Origin of the sequence: Sulfitobacter sp. 1A12779, assembly GCF_043557315.1 — a bacterium.
GTDB classification, from domain to species: Bacteria; Pseudomonadota; Alphaproteobacteria; order Rhodobacterales; family Rhodobacteraceae; genus Sulfitobacter; species Sulfitobacter faviae.
In genome coordinates, this window is sequence record NZ_JBIFFU010000002.1 from 263,473 (window position 1) to 288,278 (window position 24,806).

A 24,806-nucleotide genomic window follows, 5' to 3' on the forward strand; every position below is an offset into this window, starting at 1 on the left:
TTCCAAAAGGGGCATTAATTGACCACTTCAGAGCATATCGTAAGGGAGGAGGGGCCAGTCACGCTGCTCGGCGGCGGAGAGGTCTTTGCGGGGGACATTGAGGCGGCGCTGGCGCTGGCCCCGACCTGCGTGGCGGCAGACAGCGGGGCTGCGGTGGGCGTGGCGGCGGGGGTGGAACTGGCCGCGGTCATCGGCGATCTGGATTCCGCCCCGCCAGAGGTCTTGGCCCAAATCCCGGCCGCGCGGCGCCACCGCATCGCCGAGCAAGAGAGCACCGATTTCGACAAGGCGCTGACGCGGATCGACGCGCCGCTGGTGCTCGGGGTCGGCTTTACCGGGGCGCGGTTGGATCATCAGCTTGCGGCTTTCAACGCGCTCGCCACCCATCCGCATCGCTCCTGCATCTTGTTGGGTGCGCATGAGATCGTGCTGCTGGCCCCGCCGCGGATCACGCTGCCGACGGCGGCGGGGGATGTCGTATCTCTCATGCCTCTGGCCCCGGTGACGGGGCGCAGCCAAGGGTTGGAATGGCCAATCGACGGGCTGGATTTCGCGCCCGGTGGCCGGACCGGCACGTCGAACCGCGCCTTGGGGCCGGTCACGCTTGAGATCGATGGCCCCGATATGCTGCTGATTCTGCCGCGCCGTCTTATGGCGCCACTGGCGGCGCAACTGCTGCGGCCAGAGCACGCGCCGTGGCCCGCTCGCGCATGACGATGTAGAGCCCCGCGCCGACAGTTATCAGAATGCCGAGGCCCGCCAATGGGTTGGGCAAGTCGGAGAAGATCAGCAGCCCAAGCAGCGTGGCAAAGGGAATTTCCAGATATTGCATCGGCGCCAAGGTGGCCGAGGGGGCAAAACGCAGGGACCAGGTCATCAAGAGATGCGCCACCGTGCCGAGCACCCCGATGCCGAGCAGGAGGGTCCAGTCGAGCGCATCGGGCTGGATGAGCCGAAGCGGCGCAATCTGTGTCATGGTGCCAAGCGCAAGGAGCGGCAGGATCATCACCACCGCCATGACCCCGCTAACGGCCTGCAGGCTGATCGGATCGGTTTCTTTCGCAATCTGTCGTGTGACCAGCATGAAGAAAGAGAAGACGACCGCTACAACGACGGGCAGCAGCGCGGGCCAGCCGACATCGGCAAAGCTCGGCTGCACGATCAAAAGCGTGCCGAGAAAGCCCACGATGCTCGCGCCCAAACGTCTGGGGCCGACCTCTTCGTTCAGGATGAACTTGCCGAGCAGCAGCATGAAGAAAGGCATGACGAATGCGATGGCAACCGCATCAGCGAGGGGCAGGTATTTCAGCGCGGTGAACATCGCCGCGATGCCCGCCATATGCAAAAGGGTGCGTAGAAAGGTCAGCCGTAACACCCGGCCCCGCATGTGCCAGATGCGCCCGGAGTACCAGACGATGGGGATCAGGATCAGCGCCTGAATGGCAAAGCGGAGCAGCACCACCTGCCCCAAGGGGACCGAAGCGCCCAGCAATTTTGCCATCGCATCGCCCACGGGGGCGACGATGCAGAAGCCCATCATGAGGGCTATTCCGATGAGGGGCCGATCCTGTTGCATTGCGATACGCTAAGGAAGCTTTGTTGCAAATGCAATCTTTGGTTGAAGTTTGGTTGCTGTTGTCTCGTGCTTGTTCTCAGAGGCAGAGGCAGAGGCAGAGGCAGAGGCAGAGGCAGAGGCAGAGGCAGAGGCAGAGGCAGAGGCAGAGGCAGAGGCAAAGGCACGATCGGCACCTCGCTCTTGAAGGCAGAGGACCTTGCCCAACTTCCAGCGGCAACGCGCCCCGCCTATCCGAATCTCAGGCCGCGGGGCGGCTCAGGTTCACCCGGTTCCGGCCATGGGTTTTCGCCGTGTAAAGCGCCCGATCCGCCCGCGCCATCAAGGCTTCGGCTGACAGCGGGTGGCCTTCCTCTTCCACAGGGCCGACGGAAAGACCGATGCTGATGGTCACATGGATCGGCTGGGGCGTGCCGGGAACGACAAAGCCGCGGTTGCCGATATCGGCACAGATGGCTGCCGCCGTCTTCTCTGCATCCGCAAGGCCGGTGCCGGGCATGACGATCAGAAATTCCTCCCCCCCGATCCGGGCCACAAGGTCCATGCCGCGCAGGTTGTTGCGCAGCCGTTCCGCCGTTTGCACCAGAACGGAATCCCCCGCGGCATGACCGTAACGGTCATTGATGCCCTTGAAGTGGTCCAGATCGGCCACCATTACCGAAAAGGGGCGGGCGGTCGCAACGGCATGTTCCGCGATATGGTCCAGATGGGGCAGGGCATAGCGGCGGTTGTGCAGCCCTGTCAGCGGGTCGAAAACGGCGGCCTTCAGCCCCGTGCGCACCGTGTCACGCAGTTGGTCCGTCATCCGCTTGCGGCGCAAGATCGCATGCAGGCGCAGCGCCATTTCCGCCGGGTTGAAACCTTCGGTCATCAAATCATCCGCGCCCAGATCAAGGGCGGTGGCGGCAAGCGCCGCATCCGGGGCCAGCTGCACCACCAGCAAGCCGGTATGGCGGGTCTGGGCGTTGGCCCGCAGGGTCGAGATCAGACGCAAGGCTGCCGTGGCGGGCACGGGGTCCTTTGGCAGAACCAAAACGAATGCGTCGGGCGGTCCATTGGCGGCGGCGGCGCGAATGGCCTCCTCCGGGTTGGCGAGGGTGAGGCGCGCGCGCAACTGAGGGCGGAGTTGTTTCGCCCAATTCACGCTTACCGCGCTGTCGGAATGGATGATCACACAGTGGCTGCGGGCGGTGAATTCCGCCGCAGGCTCCGCCAGCCCGAGCGCGCGGGTCGTATCCTCGCGCATTTCCCATTCGCCCGCCGCGTTGCGGGCGCGGATGAGGCTGCGAGTCCGGCCCAACAGCAACGTGCAATCGAGCGGTTTCAGCAACACATCGCTCGCCCCCGCTTCGAGTGCGGTAAACCGATCCACGGCCTGATCGCTATTACCGATGGCCAAGACCGGTAGCTGCGCGGTATCGGGAGAGGCTTTAAGCGCGCGACAGAGGTCCGCCGCCCCGCCACCCGGCAATGTCAGCGCGCAGATCACCAGATCTGGCGGGTTTTCCCGCAGGCAGGCCAAAGCCTCTTCCATGTCTTCGGCCTGAACGACGTGATAGTATGCCGCACAAAGCTTGACCTTGAGGGCGATGCGATTGGTCGCGATCGCATCTGCAATAAGGATGGTCCCTTGCACGACAACTCCTTCACCGTACAAATCAGTTTGATGCGAGAGTCTTTGCCCCCTAATGGTTAACAAAGGGTTTCCAACCTTCAGCAAAAGACGGTTTTCCAATGTCCTATACCCAAGACACCGCTGAGACTTTGGCGCTTCAGGCGCTGGGCTGGCTGGCGGCGAATGATGATCTGTTGCCGGTGTTTCTGGGCAGCACCGGTGCCTCCGAGGCAGACCTCAAAACGCAGGCCAGCGACCCTATTTTTCTGGGCGCCGTGCTGGATTTCCTGATGATGGACGACGCGTGGGTGATCGGGTTTTGCGACCATCTGGCGATCCCTTATGAGCGGATCATGCAGGCCCGCGCGGCATTGCCCGGGGGGGAACAGGTGCATTGGACTTAAGAAATGTTAAAGCGCTGCTGTTCGACAAGGATGGCACGCTTTTCGACTTCGCCGCGACGTGGGAGCCTTGGGCCGAAGCCTTCTTACTGCGGGTCTGCGAAGGGGATCGCGGGCTGGCGGCACGGGTGGGCGCGGACATCGGCTTTGACCTCGCCACGCGCCGTTTCGCACCGGACAGCATCGCCATCGCTGGCACGCCGCAGCAGGTGCTTGATGCCTTGGCCCCGCATTTTCCAGACCGGCTGCCAGCGGATCTGTTGGACATCATCAATGCCGAAGCCAGCGCCGCGCCACAGCGCGAGGCGGTGCCGCTGAGACCGTTTCTGCAAGGGCTCCGCGACCGGGGTCTGCGCCTTGGCGTGGCGACGAACGATGCCGAACACCCCGCACGGGCCCATCTGCTGGCGGCGGGGGTGGTCGATATGTTCGACTTTATCGCAGGATTTGACAGCGGCCATGGAGGCAAGCCTTCGCCGGGGCAGTTGCACGCCTTTGCCGCCCATGTGAACCTTCCGGCCGCCTCTGTCGCGATGATTGGGGACAGTGTTCACGATCTGGAGGCCGCGCGGGTGGCGGGGATGCTGCGGGTCGCGGTGCTGACCGGCCCCGCCACTGCGGAAGACCTCGCCCCCTATGCTGATTTGGTCTTGCCGGATATCGGCCATTTGGCGGAGCGCTTGGCCTGAGGACGCTTTATTTTTCGACCATGCGCGCGCCTTCGAGCAGCCCCTCTTCAAGGGTATCGCCATGCAGGACCGAAATATCGCCCGTGGTTTCCAACACCACGGCGCGCACATCAGAGAAGCGCAGGGCATTGGCCTCTCGCAACTTGGCGATCAGATCGGCGCGCGCGACGCGGGTCTCGCTGAGGGCGGCATCGAAAATCTCACCCTCCCGCATCAGGATCACGGGTTCGTTCTGCACGGCCTGCTCGAAGCTGTCGGAAGCCTGCCGTATCTTCGCGATGACGAATTGCGCGCCGAGCAGGGCGGAGATGGCCAAGGTCGGCTGGGCGAACTCCGGCCAAGTGGTGGCCTGACAGGCGCCCGCAAGCAGCGAGCCGGTGGCGACCGTGGCGACAAAGTCAAAAGCGGTCATCTTTGAAAAGGTGCGCAGCCCGATGACCCGGACCACGATGATCACCCAAGTCAGGGCAATGGCCGAAAGCAGCAGCGCCCGGGCGAGGATATCCAGCGGGAGGTGATCAAAGAACATCAGCCATGCCTCCCATTCAATGCCCGGCCCCGTTGGATAAAGAACCGCCCTAGAAGCACCACCATCGCCATGGCAATCAGGCCCAGATAGCGCTCATAGACGCCATCAATCCCGGTGGGCAGAAAAAAGAACGGCGGGGCCGAGACCAACCAGAGGAGCGAGATCACCTTGAGCGATCTGGCAAGGAAGCTTGATATATCGGCGAAGCCTCTCGACAGCAGCCAAGGCACGGCGAGCATGATGAGGCCGAGCGCGTAGACCAGATAGATATGGATCACCACACCGTCGGAATCGCGGTCTCCGTACTCGTTGCGCGCGCCCACTAGAAAGACGATGAGACCCAGCAGGGCGAGCCCGATGGTGGCGATGCTCCACCAGCGGTCGCCGAAATGCACATGGGCGCAAAGCAGGGCGCAGGCGATGAGCGCGGCGGAGAAGGCATAGATGCCGATGTCGACGATGAACTCATACCGTCCCGCGCCCAGATCGCTGATCGTGTCGGCGATCCAATCGTGATCCGGCACGACGAAATCCGCGATCAGGATCGATACGGCGAAGATCACACAGCCAAGGATGGCCACCCAGCCCAGACAGACCATAAACCCCGGCGCGCTGTGCTGCCGGGGTGCTGTGACGTCATTGTTCATGTTGCGTAACCCTTCTTGGCCGCCTTGGTCGGTCAAAGGTCCGACCCCGTGGTCGGACCCAAAGTTATCAATCCGAAAGTCGTGAGCGTTCTTCGGCGTTGGGACTGCCGGCGGGGGCTTCGTCCAATGTGGCCTCAGGGCGGTGCAGGTCTTCTTGAGGTTTCTTGGGCGGTGTCTTGTTCTCGTCCTTGGGGTGTTTGGGATCATCGCTCATGGAAAGTCTCCTCAGGCTGGGGAGAGGCGGGGCATCGCCTCATCTTCCTTTGTCAAACGCGCGGCATATGGCGGCGGTTCCGCCTGCAGCAGGGCGCGCGCCCAAGGCAATTTCCCGACAACTGTATTCATCAGGTCAATCTTAACCACTGCCCCCGCAATCTGGGGTTGGGAAAATGGGAATGAGGCAATCATGCACGGGCTTATCAACCGCAGCAATCAAAACTACTTTTGTGCCAATTACGGGCAGAGGCTCTGGGCCGATGTGGCCGCGCGGGCCGGGCTGGATTTCACCGAATTCGAGGCGATGCTGACCTATCCTGATCACGTCACCCCGGCGGTGCTCGAAGCGGTCTGTGCCGTGTTGGACCGGCCCCGGGCCGAGGTGATGGAGGATGTCGGCACCTTCCTCGTGGCGCAGCCGGGCTATGAAGCCGTGCGGCGCTTGCTGCGGTTCGGCGGGGTCAGCTTCAGCGATTTCCTGCAATCGCTCGACGATCTGCCGGACCGGACCCGCCTTGCCCTGTCGGAACTGCATCTGCCCCCGGTCGAACTGCGCGAAGACCCCGATGGCCAGTATTCCCTGATCTGTGAGGCGCCGATCGTGGGCTACGGCTATCTGATGATGGGGGTTCTGCGGGCCATGGCCGACGATTATGGCGCGCTGGTGCTGTTGGAGCATTGCGGGCGATCCGAAGGCGTCGAGGCATTGAAGATCATTCTGGTCGAGGCCGAATTCTCCGAAGGGCGCCGGTTTGAACTTGGGGCGCGGGCATGAGTGGCGCAGGCCACGATCCGGCGGTTCTGGACAAGCTCTGCCCGATGCATCTGCTGCTCTCAGCCAGCGGCAGAATCCGCCACGCTGGGCCCACGATCCAGAAGTTGCGCTCGCAGGCGCCGCTGGCGGGGCGGCGGTTTCTGGATACGGTCACCGTCAAACGGCCCCGTGGCATAGCGGGGATGGAGGACCTGCGCCGGGCCGCCGGGGTCAAGCTGCACCTCGCCTTTCGTGATGCGCCGCGGACCGAGTTGAAGGGCCTGCTGGTGCCGCTGGGGGATCGGCGTTTGATCGTGAACCTCTCTTTCGGGATTTCGATTTTCGACGGGGTGCAGGACTATGCGCTGACCAATGCGGATTTCGCCGCCACAGATTTGGCGATCGAGATGTTGTACCTGATGGAGGCGAAATCCGCCGCGATGGAAGCTTCGCGCCGTTTGAATCTGCGCCTGCAAGAGGCGCGGATCGCGGCGGAGGAACAGGCCTTTACCGATACGCTGACGGGGCTGAAAAACCGGCGCGCATTGAACGCGGTGCTGGAGCGGTTGATCACCGCCGGTGAGGGGTTTGCCGTGATGCATGTCGATCTCGACTACTTCAAAGCGGTGAATGACCGTTTGGGCCATGCGGCGGGCGATCATGTGCTGCAAGTCGTCGCCCACATCATGCAGCAAGAGACGCGCAGCTCTGACATGGTGGTGCGTTTGGGCGGGGATGAGTTCACCGTGGTTCTGCCCGATGTGCGCAGCGAGGGCATCCTGCGCGGGATCGGCCAGCGGATCATCGACCGGCTCGAAGAGCCCATTCATTTCAAGGGCGAGGTCTGCAAAGTCTCCGCCAGCATCGGCACGGTCTGGATTCAGCGGGGGGACCGGCGATCGCGCGACGTGGTCTTGGCCAATGCCGATGCCGCGCTCTATGCCTCGAAACACGCAGGCCGGGCGCGGCATACCTTCTTTTACCCCACCCTGCGCGCGGGGGGCGGGATGGTCGCCGCGCCTGCCGAAAAGGGCAGCGGCTAAGTGCTCGGGGGCAGTCCGGGGCGGGTCGGAAGGGCACGGGGGCAGTGGACCGCGCAGATCGGCTGGCGTATCACAAGGGCATGAAATCGCCCCTGCATCTGTTCCGCCGCCTGCGCCAACGCCTGCACAATGCCCGCCGCCGCGCGCGTTTTGCCGCCTCCTTGCAGCATCTGCATGGGCCGAGCAAACTCGACACAGCCCCGGGTGAGGTGGTGCTGATCGCCTTGGTGCGCGACGGCAGCTATTACCTCGACGCTTTCTTTCGCCATTACCGCGCGATGGGGGTGCAGCATTTCGTCTTTATCGACAACGGCTCACGCGATGACACCATCGCCCGGATCAAGGCCCAAAAGGGCACGGTGATCGACCGCTGCACCCTGCCATTGGCCGAATACGAAGACCTGATCCGCCAATACCCCGCGCAGACCTATGGCAAGGACCGCTGGTGTCTCTATGTCGATATGGACGAGATTTTCGATTTCGAAGGGCGCGACCAGATCGGGATCAAGGGGCTGACCACCTATCTCGACCGACAAGGCTATACCGCCTTGGCCGCGCAAATGCTTGAGATGTTTCCCAAAACCAGCCTCGCGGCGGCGGCGGGGATGCCCTACAAACAGGCGCTGCAATCCTTCCTCTATTACGACATCAGCGCGGTGCGCAGAATCGATTACCACAGCCCAGAGATTCCGTTTTCCGCCCTGCTGGCCGACAACGAACTTTCCAACGAGGCAGTGAAATTCGCCTTCGGCGGCGTGCGTGGCAAGGTCTTTGGCGAGGATTGCTGCCTGACGAAACATCCGCTGATCTTCAACGGGCCAGAGGTCACGCCCGCGCCGCATCCGCATCTCTCTTCGGGGGTGCGGGTGGCGGATATGACGGCGGTGATCAAACACTATAAATTCGCCAATAACGCCGCCGCGCGGGATGCCGAGACGTTGGGCGCGGGCAACCTGTCTCATGGCGAGGACGCGCGGCGCATGGCGGTGATCGGGCAGAACCCCGACGTCTCGCTCTTCTCGCTGGATGCGCGGCGCTGGAACCGGGTCGAACTTCTCTATCGTGCGGGCTTTCTGGTCCCGTCGGAGGCCTATAGCGCCCATGTCGCCGCTTGGCGTGATGAGCATGCCGCATGAGCATCGGTGCCGTCGTCATCGGCCGGAATGAGGGCGCGCGGTTGGAGCGGTCCTTGCAAGGACTGGTGGGGCAGGTGGCGCAGATCGTCTATGTCGACAGCGGCTCGACCGATGGCTCCGTCGCCATGGCGCGGGGGCTGGGGGCCGAGGTGGTCGAGCTGGACATGCAGCAGCCCTTCACCGCCGCGCGGGCGCGCAATGCGGGCATGGCGGCATTGGGTGAGGGGATCACGCTGGTGCAGTTCCTCGACGGGGATTGCATCCTGCGAGACGGTTGGCTGGCGGTGGCGGAGGCCCATCTGAGCGCTCACCCGCAGGTCGCCGTGGTCTGCGGCAGACGGCGTGAGGAAAAACCCGAAGCCTCTGTCTACAACAGGTTGATCGACCGCGAGTGGGATACGCCCGTGGGCGAGGCGCGCGCCTGTGGCGGTGACGCGCTGATGCGGTTGGACGCGCTGCGCGCCGTGGGCGGCTACCGGGCCGAGATGATCGCCGGGGAAGAGCCGGAGCTTTGCCAAAGGCTGCGCCACGCGGGCTGGCAGATATGGCGGCTCGACGCCGAGATGACATGGCACGACGCGCAGATCACTCAGGTCGGTCAGTGGTGGCGGCGCAGCCTGCGGGCGGGCCATGCCTTTGCCGAAGGGGCCGCGCTGCATGGCCGCGGGCCGGATCGGCATTGGGTGGCCGAAACGCGCCGCGCGCTGCTTTGGGGGGCGCTTCTGCCCGCCGTGATCCTGCTCTTGGCGCTGGTGCTCCCTTGGGCCGGGCTTGGGCTGGCTCTGCTCTATCCGCTGCAACTGTTTCGGTTGATGCGGCGGGGCGGGGCGGCTTGGGGCTTCTTTACCCTGCTGGGCAAATTTCCCGAAGCTATGGGCGTGCTCAAATACCATATGCGCCGCGACGGGCGGATCATCGAATACCGCTGAGGGCTAGCGCGCCCGCCATGCCGCAAACGTCAATCGCGGCAGGATCGCGAAACAACGGGCATAGCGCGGCACCATCCGCGCCGGGCTTTGCATAGCCCGCCAGAGCCACTCCAAAGCCAGCATCCGCATCCATTTCGGCGCGCGGCGCTGCCGCCCGGCGAGGAAGTCCAACCCCGCCCCGATCGAGGCAAAGCCCACCCCCGGCGCGATGTCGCGCCCGCGAGCGGCAAGGATCTCTTGCTTAGGCGCGCCAAGGGCGAGAAAACAAAGGCGGGCGCCGCTTTGGGCGATCTGCCGCAGGGCGGTATCCGCCTCGGCACTTTCGGGGTCAAAGCCCATGGGCGGGGCGGCGATATGGCAAATCTCCAACCCCGGCAGGCGGGTCCGCAGGGCCGCTGCGGCCCCTTGCAGCGCGTCTTCATCGCTGCCGAAAAAGGCGACAGGCAGCGATTGCGCGGCGGCCAATTCGCAGAGCGGCAGGATCAGATCGGAGCCGGGCATCAGTTCGACCGGCTGGTTGGCGAGTTGCGAGAGCCAGACCACGGGGCGGCCATCGGCCACGATGAAATCCTGCGCGCGATAGGCGGCGGCGAAGCCCGCATCGCGGGGCAATTTAGTCAGATGGTCGAGGTTGAGCGTGGCAAGGGCGAATCCCTGATCCGTGGCAAAGCGGGCGCGCAGGGCCTGAAACAATGCGGCCCGCGTCGCCACATTGACCTCTACGGCGGCAGTGCCCGTGCCATACTTCATGCCGCGCCTTCCGCTGTCGCACCGACGCTGGCAGGCAAAGAAGCATAAGCTTCGCACTCTATCCCATTGATTTCATGTGCCATCTATCAAACACGCCCGCGCCAAAGTGAACCTGCCGCAAAACTAGCGGGATGACATGGCTGGGGCCAGATGGTATTTTCGCCCGGCCCCATCCTGCCGCGCCCCGACGCGGCTTTCGCGAAGGACGTCATGCCAAATCCCGTCGCCTATCTGATGTTGCTGATCTGGCCCTTCGTCTGTCTGGCCCTGTTTCGCAACCTGCCGCTCCAACGGGCGCTGATCTGGTCGATCCTCGGCGGCTATCTGTTCCTGCCCCCGCTGGCGGAGTTCAACCTGCCGCTGGTGCCGGGGCTCGACAAAGTGTCGATCCCGAACCTGAGCGTCTTACTGATCATCTGGCTGGGCACGCAAGAGAAACTGCACATCTGGCCCGCCTCGCGTCTGGCCGGGCTTTTGGTGCTGGGGCTGATCTTCTCGGCGGTGCCCACGGTGCTGACCAATGGCGATCCGATCCTGTTCCAGTCGATCCGCGGCTTTGAGCCGATCCTTTTCCCCGTCGACACGCTGCCGGGGCTTTCGATCCGTGACATCGGCTCGGTGCTGATCGGGCAGGTGCTGATGCTGGTGCCCTTCCTGCTGGCGCGGCAGTTCCTTGCGGATGAAAAGGGGCTGCGGGAATTGCTTTTGGCCTTCATGGTAGGCGGGGTGATCTACTCTGTGCCTTCGCTGTTTGAGATCCGTTTTTCACCGCAGCTCAACACATGGATCTACGGGTTCTTCCAGCACTCCTTTGAACAGATGATGCGCAATGGGGGCTTTCGCCCCATCGTGTTCCTGCCCCATGCGCTGTGGCTGGCGCTGTTTATGTGTATCGCGCTGCTGTCGGCGGTGGCGCTGGCGCGGCAGACCCCGGTGATCGACCGCTGGAAGATGCTCTTGCTGGCGGGCTATCTCGCCGTGGTTCTGCTGCTGTGCAAAAGCCTTGCCTCGCTGGCCTATGCGCTGCTTTTGGTGCCGATGGTGCTGCTGACCCCGGCGCGGTGGCAGATCCGGCTGGCGGTGGTCTTTGCCATCGTGGCGGTGATCTATCCGATGCTGCGCAATGCCGGTCTGGTGCCGCTTGATGCGATCCTTGCACAGGCCGAGGCGATCAGCGCGGACCGGGCGCAATCGCTTGGCTACCGCTTTATGAACGAAGAGCAACTGCTGGCGCGCGCCGCCGAGAAACCGTGGTTCGGCTGGGGCGGATGGGGGCGCAACCTGATCCGCGATGCGACGAACGGCAACATCCTGTCGATCCCCGATGGCCGCTGGATTATCGTTTTCGGCACTTTCGGCTGGCTGGGCTACCTATGCGAGATGGGCCTTCTGGCGCTGCCGATCATCCTCGTGGGGCTGCACCTCTACCGGAGGGGCGATGCGGGCCTATCCCCATGGCTCGCACCGCTGCTTTTGATCCTTGGGATTACCATGATGGACATGTTGCTCAATGCCACGCTGACCCCGCTTACTTGGCTCACGGCTGGGGCGATCCTTGGCCATGCCGAAGGATTGGTGGCGGCGCGCAAGGGGCGGAACAGGATGGACGCTCCCGCGTTGAACGCAAAGCGGACGGTTTTCTAAACCGCGATATACTCACGCTGCTGTGAAGTGATTTATCCCGAAAGTGACCCTAGGGCACGCTCTCGGCTCATTTTTGCCAGATTTGCCTGTTGTATGCTGCACCCGAAGCTTAAACAAAACCTCAAGGGTGCCGCACTCTGGCCAAGCGGGCGGTGGGACATGTGTCGCAATGAATAGCACGGACAACACTCTTTCGCGCGGTGACATCGCGATCGTCGGCATGTCGGTGACGGTGCCCGGCGCCGAAGGGATCGATGCCTATTGGGCGAACCTGCGCGATGGGGTGAGCGCGCTCAAGCGCCGCGAAGCGGCAGAGCTGCGCGCCGCCGGAGAGAGCGCTGAGCGGATGGCCCGGCCAAACTATGTGCCCGTCACTGCCGATATGCCCGGCTACGATATGTTCGATGCGGAGTTCTTTGGCTTCTCGCCAAAAGACGCCGCCATCCTCGACCCGCAGCACCGCAAGTTTCTTGAAGTGGCATGGGAGGCGATGGAACAGGCGGGCCATATGCCCGAAAGCCTTTCCGGCCCGGTGGGCGTCTATGCTGGCTGCGGCATGGGGAGCTATTTCTATTTCAACATCTGCTCGAACCCAGACCTCGTCGACGACGTGGGCATGTTCCTGCTGCGCCATACCGGGAACGACAAGGATTTCCTCTCGACCCGGGTGAGCCATGTGCTTGACCTCAAAGGCCCGTCGATCAACCTGCAAACCGCCTGTTCGACCTCGCTGGTGGCGATCCACTACGCCGCGCAGGCGCTGCGCGCGGGTGAGATCGACATGGCGCTGGCCGGCGGGGTAACGATCGAACTGCCGCAGGGGCGCGGCTATGAATTCAAGGAAAACGAGATCCTCTCGCCCGATGGCGAATGCCACGCTTTCGACCACCGCGCGCAGGGCACCGTGTTTGGCTCTGGCGCAGGCGCCGTGGCGCTGCGGCGGTTGGAGGATGCTGTCGCGGATGGTGACCACATCTGGGCGGTCATCAAAGGCTCGGCGGTGAACAACGACGGGGCGGCCAAGGCGGGCTATCTGGCACCTTCCGTGGACGGGCAGACCGCCGCCATCGCCCGCGCGCTCGATGATGCAGGCGTGGCGGCGCAGAGCATCGGCATGGTCGAATGCCACGGCACCGGCACCTATCTGGGCGACCCGATCGAGGTGGCCGCGCTGACCCAAGCCTACCGCGCCGAGACGCAGGCCGAAGACTTCTGCCGGATCGGATCGGTCAAGACCAACATCGGCCATCTCGACACCGCGGCGGGCGTGGCGGGGCTGGCCAAGGCGGCGCTGTCGCTGCACCACCAACAGATCCCGCCCTCGCTAGGCTATGAGGCGCCGAATCCGGCGATCCCTTTTGAGGGCTCGCCCTTCCGCGTCAATGGCCGGCTCTATGACTGGCCCGGCCAAAGCACCCCGCGCCGCGCCGCGGTCAATGCGCTTGGCGTGGGCGGCACCAATGCGCATATGATCTTGGAAGAGGCACCGACCCGCGCGGCCTCGGAAGACAGCGATTTCCCTTTCCATGTGCTCTGTCTCTCGGGGCGCAGCAAGGCGGCCTTGGATGCCAATAGCGCCGCGCTCGCAGCACATCTGCGCGCCCATCCCGAACAGCCCTTGGCCGATGTGGCCTTCACCCTGAAAGAGGGCCGTCGCGGTTTTGACAAACGCCGCGTCTTGGTGGCCGAAAGCCATGAGGAGGCCGCTGCCCTGCTAGAGGCGGGCAACAGCCGCCGCGTCTTTACCCATGACCACCTCGGCCCCGATCCCGAAGTCGTTTTCATGTTCCCCGGCGGCGGCGCGCAATATGCCGATATGGCTCGCGATCTTTACGAGACCGAGCCGGTCTTTGCCGAATGGATGGACCGGGGGCTGGCCCATCTGGCCCCGCAACTCAACTACGACATTCGCGCGATCTGGCTGCCAGAGCCTGAAGGCCGCGCGGCAGCCGAGGCCAAGCTGAAACGCCCCTCGGTGCAATTGCCGCTGATCATGATCGTTGAATATGCGCTGGCGCAGCTTTGGCTGTCTTGGGGCGTGAAACCCGCCGCGATGGTCGGGCATTCCATGGGCGAGAATGTCGCCGCCTGTCTTGCCGGGGTGATGCGTTTTGAAGAGTGTATCGACCTCGTTCTGCTGCGCGGGCGGCTTTTTGATGAGGTGCCATCGGGCGGGATGATCAGCATTGCCGCGCCGCTTGACCGGATCACGCCGCTTCTGGGCGACGCGCTTGATATCGCCAGCGTCAACGGCCCGGAGCTAATCGCCGTTTCCGGCCCCGAAGACGCGCTGGAGGCGCTGCAAAAGCGGCTCGACGCCGCCGGTCTTGACCATCAGCGCATCGCCATCGACATCGCCGCGCATTCGCGGATGTTGGACCCAATCCTTGACCGTTACCGTGCCTTTGTCGCCACACTTGACCTGCGCCCGCCGCAGATGCCCTTCTTGTCGAACCGCAGTGGCGAGGTGATCACGGCGCAGATGGCGACGGACCCCGACTATTGGGTCGAGCAGCTTCGCCACACGGTGAATTTCGCCGATTGCATCAATACTCTGAGCAGTGATACGCTGCGGGTTTTCCTTGAGGTCGGGCCGGGCAAGGCGCTTTCCGCCTTGGCGCAGATGCACGCCAATGTGGCCCCGGGGCAGGTGATGTCTTCGCTGCGCCACCCCGAGCAAGAGATCGCGGATGATGCCTATTTCCTCGGGGTGATCGGGCGGCTCTGGGCCTGCGGGGTCGAGGCCGATTGGGCGCAGAGCTGGGGCGAGGCACGGCGCAACCGCGTGGTGCTGCCGACCTATCAATTCCAACGCGCGCGCTATTTCATCGAGCCGGGTGAGGCGGCGGCGCGCCCTGCCGAGCAACCGCTGCAACGGCTGGAGGATATCGACGACTGGGGCGCGCTGCCGCATTGGCAACCGCGCTATGCTGAACGGGATTTGGACCTCCCCGGTCCGCTGAACTGGCTCGTCTTTTCCGACACGGCGGGGCTGGGGGCCGAGGCGGCGGCACGGTTGCGGGCCGAAGGGCACCGGGTGGTGGAGGTCACGGCGGGGGATGCCTTTGACCGCGTCAGTGCCGATCATTTCACGCTCGCCGCCGAACAGGGGCGGTCGGGCTATGACCAGTTGATCGCGGCGCTTGACGCCGATGGGCAGAGGCCCGACCGGATCGCGCATTTCTGGCTGACCGATGATCAGGCCGCCCCGCGCCCCGGCTCCAGCCGGTTTGACCGCAATATCGAACAGGGGTTCTGGAGCCTGACGTGGCTCGCCCAGTCCTTGGCCGAGGCCGAGAACCCCGCGCCGCTGCACCTCAGCGTTTTCACCACCGGTGCCGCGCAGGTCGCGGAGGAGGGGCTGGCCTATCCCGAAAAAGCGCTCATCTCTGGCCCCGTCGGGGTCATGGCGCGCGAGGTGCCGGGGCTGACGGCAACTCAGATCGACCTGCCCGAGGCCGCGCCTGTGGCCCCTTCGGGATGGTTCGCGAAACCGGTGGCGCCCGCGCCGGTGATTGATCCCGTGGACCTGATCGAAGAGCTTTTGGCGACCCCCGCCAACCTCCAAGTCGCCCATCGTGCTGGCCGCCGCTATGAGTTGGGCTACCGCGCCGCCGCGCTGCCCGAGGCTGATCTGCCGGGCTGGAAGCCACAGGGAAGCTACCTCATCACCGGCGGTTTCGGGGGCATCGGCCTGACCCTCGCGGCGGATATTTTGGAGACGTCCGGCACCCGCGTGATCCTGCTGAGCCGCGCGGCCCTCCCGATGCGCCATGAATGGGACAGCTACCTTGCCAGCCACGGCCCGGCGGATGCCACGGCGCGGCGCCTGCGGGCTATCCTGCGGCTTGAGGCCAAGGCGGCGCAATCGGGCGGGGCGGTCGAGGTGGCCCGGGCTGATGTCGCCAACCTTGCGCAGATGCGCCGGGTGATCGACGACCTGACCGCGCGCCACGGCGGGCTGACGGGGGTGATCCATGCCGCGGGGGTGCTGGACGACGCGCCTCTTTTAGCCAAGACGGATGCCAATATCGACGCGGTGCTTGCGCCCAAGGTGCAGGGGCTGCGGGTCTTGGATCAACTGCTGCCCGATGGCACGCTCGACCTCATGGTGCTCTTTTCTTCGACCTCCACCGCGACCCGCGCGGCGGGGCAGGTGGATTATGTGGCGGCCAATGCCTGGCTCAACGCCTTTGCGCAATCGCGGCGCGCGGCGCAGACCCGCGTGGTGGCGGTGAACTGGGGCGTTTGGGCCGATGTCGGCATGGCGGCAGAAAGCCTTGGCGGCGGCGGTGCCGTGGCGCTGCCCGCCCGCCCGATCAAGGCAGCGCTGCTGGAAACCGCCGGGTCAGGTGAGAGCGGCGCGCCCGAATTCACGACCGAGGTTGCAGCCTCGCATTGGCTGCTTGACCAACACCGCACCTTGGATGGCCGCGCGATCATGCCCGGCACGGGCTATATCGAGCTTTTGGCCGAAGCGGCGGCGGCCCAAGGGCTAGACGGCTTCACTCTGCAAGACCTCTATTTCCTGCGCCCCCTGCCGCTGGCCGATGGGGCGCAGCGTCGGATCAAGATCACCCTGACGCCTGAGGGCGCGGGCTTTGCCGCCGAGTTGCGCAGCGCCTGTGTGGTCAACGGCAAGCTTGCGTGGCAGTTGCATGTCCAAGCGCGGATGTCTCCGGCGGGCGACAGTGCCGAACCGCTTGACCTCGCGGCCATCGCCGCCCGTTGCGAGGATGTGGCCGAGGCCGCCCCCGGGCGCCGTCTGCCCGCTGTTCAAGAGGCACATTTGAAGTTCGGCCCGCGCTGGCATGTGCTGCAATGCACCGCCCTCGGGCAGGGTGAGGGCATCGCCACATTGCACCTGCCCGAGGCAGCACAGGGTGATCTGGCCGAAGGCTACCTGATGCACCCCGGTCTGATGGATATCGCCACTGGCTGGGCCATGGCGCTGATCCCCGGCTATGCCGCGCGCCACCTTTGGGTGCCGCTGTCTTATGGGGAGATCACGCTCCACGCCCCGCTGCCTGCCGAGGTCCGCTCGCATGTTCGGCTAGCCAAAGGTACGGGGGCCGAGGGTTTGGCTCGTTTCGACGTGACGATCACCGATCCGCAGGGCATGGTTCTGGTCGAGGTTCGCGATTTCGCGATGAAGCGGCTTGAAGGGGCCTTTGCCGATGTGCCCCCGCCCGACGCCCGCGAAGTGACCTTTGAAGATGCCGACAGCAGCGAGAGCCTCAGCCCCGCCGAAGAGCGTCTGGCCCGTCTGGTGCGCCAAGGCATCCGCGCGCAGGAGGGGCCAGAGGCGCTGCGCCGCGCGCTGGCGTTGGAGGCGCCGCAGGTCATGGTCTCTTCGCTGCCCTTGCAAGGGCTGATCGCGCAGGCCGATGCGCCGCTGACCGATGCCGCCACCCAAGGGCAGAGCTTTGAGCGGCCCGATCTCGACGGCTCCTTCGTGGCGCCGCGCAACGGGATCGAAGAGCGGTTGGCCGAGATCTGGTCGAACCTTTTGGGCGTCAGCCCCGTGGGGGTCGAGGACAGTTTCTTTGACCTCGGCGGCCATTCCCTGATCGCTGTGCGCCTCTTCGCGGCGGTCAAGCGTGAGTTCAAGGTGGAGTTCCCGATCTCCGTCCTTTTCGAAGCGCCGACCATCGCCAAATGCGCAGCGCTGATCGCGGCGGAGCGCGGGGATTTGGCGCAGGCGGAGGCGGTCGAGACAGAGGCGGCGGGCTCGCAACAGCGCTTTGACTACCTCGTGCCGCTCAACCAGTCCTCGCGAGACGCGACACCGCTGTTCGTGGTCGCAGGGATGTTCGGCAATGTGCTGAACTTGCGCCATCTTGCCCTGCCGTTTAGCAATGAGCGCCCGGTCTATGGGGTGCAGGCCCGTGGGCTGATCGGGGACGCGGCCCCCCATGAAGAGGTGCAAACCGCCGCGGCGGATTACATCACCGAAATACGCGCCTTGCAGCCCCAAGGGCCTTATTTGCTGGCTGGATACTCCGGCGGCGGGATCACGGCCTATGAGATGGCGCAGCAGTTGAAGGCCGCGGGGCAGGAGGTGGCCGTTCTTGCGATGCTCGACACGCCGTTGCCCGTACGCCCGTCGCTCAGCAAGATCGACAAGGCGCATATCAAACTGGCCGAATTGCGCCGCAAAGGCCCGGCCTATCTGCTGGAATGGGCGCGCAACCGCTGGGCGTGGGAGCGTGAGCGGCGCCGGGCGCCGAAAGAGACGAGCGGCGAGGGCGAGGGGGTTTCCTTTAACAGCCTGCGCATTCAGGCGGCGTTCCTCCGCGCGGTGGGACGGTATGAAACCCCGCAGTGGGACGGACCAATGACCCTGTTCCGCCCGCCGCTGGATCGGCATTGGGCGGTCTCTGACGGGCAGTATGTCACGGCGGAGAAGGAATATGTCTATGAGGACAACCAGTGGCGGCAATACGCGCCGCGCTTGCAGGTGATCGAAGTGCCGGGCGATCACGTCAGCATGGTGCTGGCCCCGAATGTGACCGTGCTGGCGCAAGAACTGGCCGAGGTGATTGCGGCGGCCCTGGCCGAAGGCGCAGGCCACGACCACACCCAAGCCACGGCGGCGGAATGATGCAACAACCGCCCCGCCTGTTGGTCGTCATCCTCAATTACCGCACCGCAGAGATGACCCTGCGCGCGGCTGAGGCCGCATTGGCCGATATGCCCGATGCGGGTGCCGAATTGGTGATCGTCGACAATGACAGCGGCGATGGCTCTGCCGCGCTACTGGCGCAGGAGATCGCTGCGCGGGGCTGGGGCGCGGGCAACCGGGTGCGGCTGATCGCATCGCCCCGCAATGGCGGCTTTGGCGCGGGCAACAACTTGGCCATGCGGGCTGGGATGTCCGACGGGTCCGCGCCGGATTTCGTGCATGTGGTGAACTCGGATGCCTTCCTCGATCGCGGCTGTATCGGGGCGCTGCTGGATCATCTGCAAAACCACCCCCGCGCCGGATTGGCCGGAAGCCATGTGCGCGGGGAGGATGATGTGCCTCATGCGACTGCCTTTCGTTTCCCCTCTGCCGCCGGAGAGTTGGAGGCCGCTGCGCGCTTTGGCCCGCTGACGCGGCTGCTCTCTGCCTCGGTCGTGGCGCCGCCCCAGCCAGAAAAGGCGGCGCAGGTCGATTGGGTGGCCGGGGCCAGCGTCATGATGCGGTGGGACATGCTGGCCGAGATCGGCCTCTTCGACGAAGCCTATTTCCTCTATTATGAGGAAACCGACCTTTGCCTGCGGGCAGCGCGGGCGGGCTGGGACTGCTGGTATGTGCCGCAGGCGCGCTGCGTGCATGTTGGCTCAGTCTCCACCGGGATGAAGGAATGGCGGCGCATGCCGCGCTATTGGTTCGACAGCCGCCACCGCTATTTTGTCAAGAACCATGGCCGCGCCTATGCCGCACTGGCCACCTTCGCCCGGCTTGCCGGGGGCGGGGTGCACCATCTGCGCTGCCTGCTCACCGGGCGCCGCCCGGAAGACGCGCCGGGTTTCTATCGCGATCTTGCGGCCCATGCGCTCACCGCGCGGCGCGCGGCCCCCGCCGTTCAAGACCCAAGCCGTAGCCCCGCCACGGAGGACCGTTGATGACCGTCAGCTTTAAGACAGACCCGTTCACCGCCCTCTTGATGGGCGACGAATCCCTGACCATCGCCTGCGGCGACATGCTGCTGGCGGGCGGGCACCGGATCGCTGCCGTGATCACCCGCGACGACGCGGTGCGCGCTTGGGCCGAGGGGCAGGGGCTGGCGCTCTGCCGCGATGCTGAAGAACTCTTGCCGATGGGGCTGTCCGCCGACTGGCTGTTGAGCATCGCCAACCTGCGGCTGATCCCCGATGCAGTTCTGGCGCTGCCCAAACGCGGGGCGGTCAACTTTCACGATGGTCCGCTGCCGCGCTATGCCGGGCTCAACACACCCGCTTGGGCGATCATCAATGGCGAGGCGCGGCATGGGGTCAGTTGGCATCTGATCGAGACCGGCGTCGATACCGGCGACCTGCTGGCGCAGCGCGAGGTTGATATCGCAGCCGATGAGACGGCCTTTAGCCTAAATTCCAAATGCTACGCCGCCGGGATGGAAAGCTTTGGCGAGGTTCTGGCCCAGTTGGAAAGCGGCAGCCTGCAAGGCACCGCCCAAGACCTGAGCCAGCGCAGCTATTTCGCGAAGGACAAACGGCCCGAGAACGGCGGGCTGATCGATTTTACCAAGACGGCGGAGGAGATCGGCGCGCTGGTCCGTGGCCTTGATTTCGGAAGCTATTGGAACCCGCTGACCACGGCGAAAATTCTGGGCACGGGTGGCGCGGTGCTCTCCGTGCCCCGCGTGGAACGCGCGCAGGGGCAGGGCGGCACGCCCGGCGAGGTTGTTGAGGTCGACGAGGCGCGGGTGATCGTGGCGGCGCAGGACGGGCATATCGCCCTCCATGACCTGCGCGATATGGCGGGCGAAAGCGTTGCACTGGCGCAGTTTTTCGCCCCCGGGGATATGTTGCCCCAGACGGCAGGCCCGGTTCCGGCACCGGCTGATGAGGCATATTGGCGGCGCGCTCTGACCAGCTTCGACGCGCTGCCGGTCCCCTTGGCCACCGCAACCGAAACGCCGGAGACATGGGTGGCGCGGGAGATCACCTTGCCGCAGGGAAGCGACCCGTTGCACCAAGTCGCCGCCGCAGCCCTTGTCGCGCTGCGCAGCGCCGGGGCCACCGAAGGCGGCATCGCTTTGCTGCGTGAAGGCGCGCCAGCACCGCTCATCGCCGATTGGCTGCCGATCACCATCACGGCAGAGGCGGAGACACCGATGGCGGAACTGCTGGCTCAGCTAGACTCGCAACTCACCCGCGCGAAGCATGCCGCGGGTTTCGCCCGCGACCTGCCGCTGCGCGATCCGGCGATTGATATGGTTGCCGCCCCGGATTTCGCGATCTCCTTTAGCGATGAGCCGCTTGCGGGAGCGGCGCTGTGCCTCTGCCTCACCCCACAGGGGGCGCGGCTTCTTGCCGACAGCGCGCGGCTGTCCGACGCCGCGGTCGACCTCCTCGCCGCGCGCTTCGAGGCGGCCTTTGCCAAGATCATCGAGGCCTCGGACTGCGGCACCGTCTGGGCGCTTCCAGAAACCGAGGCGCAGACCTTGGCCCGCGTCAACGCGACGACGCGCGCCTATGACCCCCACACCATCCACGCCGCTTTCGAGGCGCAGGTGGAGCGCACCCCCGAGGCACCCGCGTTGGTCTTTGAAGGTGAGACGCTGAGCTACGCCGCATTGAACGCCCGCGCCAACCAATTGGCGCATCTGCTGCGCGATAGGGGGGTGGGACCGGGGATGCCGGTGGCCCTTTGCGTCGCACGGGGGGTGGACCTGCTGGTCGGCACGCTTGGCATCCTGAAAGCCGGGGCCGCCTATGTGCCGCTTGATCCAGCCTATCCGGCGGACCGTCTGGCGCACTACCTCTCGGACAGCGGCGCATCTATCGTGGTCACGCAATCGGCCCTCACCGCCAGCCTGCCCGCGCATGGCGCGCAGGTGGTTGAGATCGACCGCGACCCGCGCCTTGCCACAGCACCGACGGCGAACCCAACCGCCAGCGCCGGGCCGGATGACCTTGCCTATCTGATCTACACCTCCGGCTCGACCGGGACGCCCAAGGGGGTGATGGTCAGCCATGGGAATGTGGCGAATTTCTTTGCCGGGATGGACGACCGGATCGACCAAGAGGCGGGGGCGGTCTGGCTTGCCGTGACAAGCCTCAGCTTCGACATTTCGGTCTTGGAGCTGTTTTGGACCCTCGCGCGGGGGTTTAAACTGGTGCTGGCGGGCGATGACAGCCGGGCGCTCATGTCGAACGGCCCAATTGCCACGAGCGACCGCAGGATCGACTTCAACCTGTTCTACTGGGGCAATGACGATGGCGTCGGCCCCAAGAAATACGAACTGCTAGTTGAAGGGGCGAAATTCGCCGATGCCCACGGGTTCAACGCGGTCTGGACGCCCGAGCGGCACTTTCATGCCTTCGGCGGCCCTTACCCCAACCCCTCCGTTACCGGTGCGGCTGTGGCGGCGGTGACGCAGAACCTCGATGTGCGGGCCGGGTCTTGCGTGGCGCCTCTGCACCATCCCGCGCGGATCGCCGAGGAATGGGCGGTGATCGACAATCTGACCAATGGGCGCGTCGGCCTCGCCATCGCCAGCGGTTGGCAACCCGACGATTTCGTGCTGCGCCCGGAGAACACGCCGCCCGAAAACAAGCCCGCGATGTATGACGCCATCGACCAGCTGCGCAGGCTCTGGGCCGGGGAGCCGGTAGAGTTCCCCCGCGCCGATGGCACGCCCCACGCGGTGGTGACCCAGCCGCGCCCCGTCTCTGACAAACTGCCGATTTGGGTGACCACGGCGGGCAATCCGCAGACGTGGAAAGAAGCGGGGGAGATCGGGGCCAATGTGCTGACCCACCTGCTGGGGCAGTCCGTGGAAGAGGTTGCCGATAAGATCGATATTTACCACGACGCCCTGCGCGCGGCGGGCCATGATCCGGCGGACCATCGGGTCACCGTCATGCTGCACAGCTATCTCGCCGAGACCCGCGCCGAGGCCGAAGAGACGGCGCGCGAGCCGATGAAGGACTACCTGCGCTCGGCAGCGGGGCTGATCAAACAATACGCTTGGGCCTTCCCGGCCTTCAAGAAACCGGCGGGCACGACGAATCCGTTTGAGATCGACCTCGAAGGTCTCTCGCCCGAGGAAATGGACGCGATCCTTGAGTTTGCCTTTCAGCGCTATTTCAACGACAGCGGCATGTTCGGCACCGTGGCCGATGGTCTGGCGCGGGCCGAGCAGCTCAAGCGGATCGGCGTGGATGAGATCGCCTGTCTGATCGACTATGGCATTCCGACCGACAAGGTGATGGCGGGGCTTGCGCCCTTGGCCGAGGTGTTGCGCCGCGCCAATGCGGGCGGGCAACCGGCGGCGGATGACCACTCCATCGCCGCGCAGATCATTCGCCACGGGGTGACCCATCTGCAATGCACGCCTTCGATGGCGCAGATGATGGTGATGAACGACGAGGCGCGCGGCGCTTTGGCGCGGATCAAGTCGCTGATGATCGGGGGGGAGGCGCTGCCCGGCACCCTGCTGCGCGGGCTGCGCGCGGCGACCTCGGCGCAGATCCAGAACATGTATGGCCCGACCGAGACGACGATCTGGTCCACGACCCATATGCTCGACAGTGCCGAGGCCACCACCGCGCCCATCGGCACGCCAATCGCCAATACGCAGGTCCATATACTCGACCCCGCGCAGCAGCCGCTGCCCATCGGTGCGCCGGGGGAGCTATGGATCGGGGGCGATGGCGTCACGCAGGGCTATTGGCAACGGGCCGAGATGACGGCGGCGCGTTTCATCGACGATCCTTTCACCGGCAGGGGCCACCTTTACGGCACGGGCGATCTGGTGCGGATGGACGCCGAGGGCGTGCTGCATTTCGAGGGCCGCGCCGATGCGCAGGTCAAGATCCGTGGCCATCGGATTGAGCTGGGTGAGGTTGAGGCGCGTCTTGCCGAGCTGCCGGGCGTGCGCCAAGCCGTGGCGGTGCTGCGCGAGGATGCCGGGCAGGGTGGCGCGCAGTTGGTTGGCTATGTGGTCGCGGAAAAGACGGTGGATAGCGACGCTGCGCGGCGGCAATTGGCCGCGCATCTGCCTGATATCATGGTGCCGCAGGCCATCGTCACCCTCTCTGCCATGCCACTGACGCCGAACAAGAAAATCGACCGCAAGGCGCTGCCCGCCCCGAGCCGACAAAGCGCGCCGGCCCCTGCCGCGCCGGAGGCCGAGACGCCCGCGGGCGGCAGCCAAGCGGCGATCGCGCAGGTCTGGAGCGCGCTCTTGGGGGTAGGGGACATTCGCGGCGAGGATAACTTTTTTGCCCTCGGCGGCCACTCGCTGCTGGCGGTACAGGCGCATCGCGACATCAAGGCGGCCTTGGGCGTCAGCGCCCTGTCAATCACTGATATCTTCCGTTTCCCGACCCTCGCCGGACTGGCGGCACATATCGACGGGCTGGGGGGCAAGCCCGCCGCACCGGCCAAGCCACCCTCCGCCGCCGAGACGCCCGCGCGGTCCGAGACCATGTCGAAACGTCGCCTCATGCGGGCCGCGCGTGGCCGCGGGCGCGGTTGAGGTGACGGCGGAGGGCGAGATCAGGACCGCCGTTCAGGCTCTTTTCGATCTGCCGGTCGCCGTCGCCGTGACCCGCCCCGGCAGAGCCTATCCGCCCTTGCTGGCGGGCGAAGCCGCCCTCATCGCACGGGCACAGCCCAAACGGGTCGCCGAATTCACCGCCGGACGCCACGCCGCGCGGGAGGCGATGCAGGCACTTGGTCATCCGCCCGCGCCGGTGCTGGCCAGCGCCGACCGCGCGCCGATTTGGCCACCCGGGCTGACCGGGTCCATCAGCCACTGTGACGACTGGTGCATCGCGGTTCTGGCGCGCAGGGCAGAGGTGGAGACCCTCGGCGTCGATATCGAAGACGACAGCCCGCTGCCCGCAGACCTGCTCACCGAAATCTGCCTTCCGGCGGAATTCACCCGCCTCGGCGGTGCGGACCTAGCGGCTGCGAAACATATCTTCTGCGCCAAGGAGGCGGCCTATAAGGCGCAGTACCCAACGACCAAGGCGCTTTTTGGCTTTGATCGACTTGAGGTCACCCTATCTGGCGGTAATACCACCTTCGACGCGCGATTTACCCAAGACACAGAGGGCTTTAGCCGCGGCGATAAGCTGCCGGGGCGGATCGCGTCGGTGGCGGGCCACCTTGTCAGCGGGGTGGCGATTGGGCAGATTGATCGCAAAGGAGCTTGATCTC

At 65.1% G+C, this 24,806-nt stretch carries 18 protein-coding genes; 12 read left to right on the forward strand and 6 right to left on the reverse strand.

Annotated features, from left to right (window positions below):
- Nucleotides 1-18: 18 nt before the first annotated feature.
- Nucleotides 19-714 carry a thiamine diphosphokinase gene (locus ACGYLQ_RS03985; protein WP_394440582.1) on the forward strand — a complete coding sequence of 232 codons (696 nt, stop codon included), beginning with the start codon at nt 19-21 and terminating at the stop codon, nt 712-714.
- Here the strand turns inward: ACGYLQ_RS03985 and ACGYLQ_RS03990 are convergent.
- Complete coding sequence (locus ACGYLQ_RS03990; protein ID WP_394440584.1) at nt 650-1,576, reverse strand: DMT family transporter; 927 nt, start codon at nt 1,574-1,576, stop codon at nt 650-652. The two genes, ACGYLQ_RS03985 and ACGYLQ_RS03990, sit on opposite strands and share 65 nt — an antisense overlap.
- Nucleotides 1,577-1,814: 238 nt before the next feature.
- A complete protein-coding gene (locus ACGYLQ_RS03995; RefSeq protein ID WP_394440586.1) occupies nt 1,815-3,209 on the reverse strand; it encodes a diguanylate cyclase in 1,395 nt (464 codons plus the stop codon).
- Between the two features lie 98 nt (nt 3,210-3,307).
- On the opposite strand from ACGYLQ_RS03995, the gene ACGYLQ_RS04000 reads away from it, so the two are divergent.
- On the forward strand, nt 3,308-3,592 hold the full coding sequence (locus ACGYLQ_RS04000) for a DUF3572 domain-containing protein (RefSeq protein ID WP_271687853.1): 285 nt from the start codon (nt 3,308-3,310) through the stop codon (nt 3,590-3,592).
- On the forward strand, nt 3,583-4,278 hold the full coding sequence (locus ACGYLQ_RS04005) for an HAD family hydrolase (RefSeq protein ID WP_394440588.1): 696 nt from the start codon (nt 3,583-3,585) through the stop codon (nt 4,276-4,278). Before ACGYLQ_RS04000 ends, ACGYLQ_RS04005 begins: the two co-directional genes overlap by 10 nt.
- A gap of 7 nt (nt 4,279-4,285) precedes the next feature.
- Here ACGYLQ_RS04005 and ACGYLQ_RS04010 read toward each other — a convergent pair whose 3' ends face one another.
- The 3 genes from ACGYLQ_RS04010 to ACGYLQ_RS04020 all read right to left on the reverse strand — a co-directional run bounded on the left by ACGYLQ_RS04010 (nt 4,286) and on the right by ACGYLQ_RS04020 (nt 5,668).
- Complete coding sequence (locus ACGYLQ_RS04010) at nt 4,286-4,807, reverse strand: DUF421 domain-containing protein (protein ID WP_067261620.1); 522 nt, start codon at nt 4,805-4,807, stop codon at nt 4,286-4,288.
- Complete coding sequence (locus ACGYLQ_RS04015) at nt 4,807-5,454, reverse strand: DUF998 domain-containing protein (RefSeq protein WP_394440590.1); 648 nt, start codon at nt 5,452-5,454, stop codon at nt 4,807-4,809. The genes ACGYLQ_RS04010 and ACGYLQ_RS04015 overlap by 1 nt, the downstream gene beginning before the upstream one ends.
- Nucleotides 5,455-5,521: 67 nt before the next feature.
- Nucleotides 5,522-5,668 carry a hypothetical protein gene (locus ACGYLQ_RS04020; protein WP_156505607.1) on the reverse strand — a complete coding sequence of 49 codons (147 nt, stop codon included), beginning with the start codon at nt 5,666-5,668 and terminating at the stop codon, nt 5,522-5,524.
- A 192-nt stretch (nt 5,669-5,860) separates the two neighbouring features.
- On the opposite strand from ACGYLQ_RS04020, the gene ACGYLQ_RS04025 reads away from it, so the two are divergent.
- From ACGYLQ_RS04025 to ACGYLQ_RS04040, 4 genes are read left to right on the forward strand one after another with little or no spacing between them, the layout of a single operon-like run.
- On the forward strand, nt 5,861-6,445 hold the full coding sequence (locus tag ACGYLQ_RS04025) for a heme NO-binding domain-containing protein (RefSeq protein WP_394440591.1): 585 nt from the start codon (nt 5,861-5,863) through the stop codon (nt 6,443-6,445).
- Nucleotides 6,442-7,467: a diguanylate cyclase domain-containing protein gene (locus ACGYLQ_RS04030; RefSeq protein ID WP_394440593.1), complete on the forward strand. Its 1,026-nt coding sequence runs from the start codon at nt 6,442-6,444 to the stop codon at nt 7,465-7,467. Before ACGYLQ_RS04025 ends, ACGYLQ_RS04030 begins: the two co-directional genes overlap by 4 nt.
- A 44-nt stretch (nt 7,468-7,511) precedes the next feature.
- Nucleotides 7,512-8,603: a glycosyltransferase family 2 protein gene (locus ACGYLQ_RS04035; RefSeq protein WP_394440595.1), complete on the forward strand. Its 1,092-nt coding sequence runs from the start codon at nt 7,512-7,514 to the stop codon at nt 8,601-8,603.
- Complete coding sequence (locus tag ACGYLQ_RS04040) at nt 8,600-9,532, forward strand: glycosyltransferase (protein ID WP_394440597.1); 933 nt, start codon at nt 8,600-8,602, stop codon at nt 9,530-9,532. Before ACGYLQ_RS04035 ends, ACGYLQ_RS04040 begins: the two co-directional genes overlap by 4 nt.
- Before the next feature lie 3 nt (nt 9,533-9,535).
- On the opposite strand, the gene ACGYLQ_RS04045 is transcribed toward ACGYLQ_RS04040, so the two are convergent.
- Entirely contained in the window at nt 9,536-10,282 is a 747-nt protein-coding gene (locus ACGYLQ_RS04045) for a WecB/TagA/CpsF family glycosyltransferase (RefSeq protein ID WP_394440598.1), read from the reverse strand.
- Between the two features lie 150 nt (nt 10,283-10,432).
- Here ACGYLQ_RS04045 and ACGYLQ_RS04050 point away from each other — a divergent pair, with 150 nt between their 5' ends.
- The 5 genes from ACGYLQ_RS04050 to ACGYLQ_RS04070 all read left to right on the forward strand — a co-directional run bounded on the left by ACGYLQ_RS04050 (nt 10,433) and on the right by ACGYLQ_RS04070 (nt 24,802).
- Nucleotides 10,433-11,926, forward strand: coding sequence for a hypothetical protein (locus ACGYLQ_RS04050; protein ID WP_394440599.1), 1,494 nt, complete (start codon nt 10,433-10,435; stop codon nt 11,924-11,926).
- A gap of 169 nt (nt 11,927-12,095) precedes the next feature.
- The gene (locus tag ACGYLQ_RS04055) at nt 12,096-18,530 is read left to right on the forward strand and encodes a type I polyketide synthase (protein WP_394440601.1); all 6,435 of its coding nucleotides are present in this window, start codon (nt 12,096-12,098) and stop codon (nt 18,528-18,530) included.
- Entirely contained in the window at nt 18,530-19,537 is a 1,008-nt protein-coding gene (locus ACGYLQ_RS04060; RefSeq protein WP_394440888.1) for a glycosyltransferase family 2 protein, read from the forward strand. Before ACGYLQ_RS04055 ends, ACGYLQ_RS04060 begins: the two co-directional genes overlap by 1 nt.
- Nucleotides 19,537-24,120, forward strand: a complete 4,584-nt coding sequence (locus ACGYLQ_RS04065) for a MupA/Atu3671 family FMN-dependent luciferase-like monooxygenase (RefSeq protein ID WP_394440603.1) — start codon at nt 19,537-19,539, stop codon at nt 24,118-24,120. Before ACGYLQ_RS04060 ends, ACGYLQ_RS04065 begins: the two co-directional genes overlap by 1 nt.
- On the forward strand, nt 24,101-24,802 hold the full coding sequence (locus tag ACGYLQ_RS04070; RefSeq protein WP_394440605.1) for a 4'-phosphopantetheinyl transferase: 702 nt from the start codon (nt 24,101-24,103) through the stop codon (nt 24,800-24,802). Before ACGYLQ_RS04065 ends, ACGYLQ_RS04070 begins: the two co-directional genes overlap by 20 nt.
- Nucleotides 24,803-24,806: the final 4 nt, after the last annotated feature.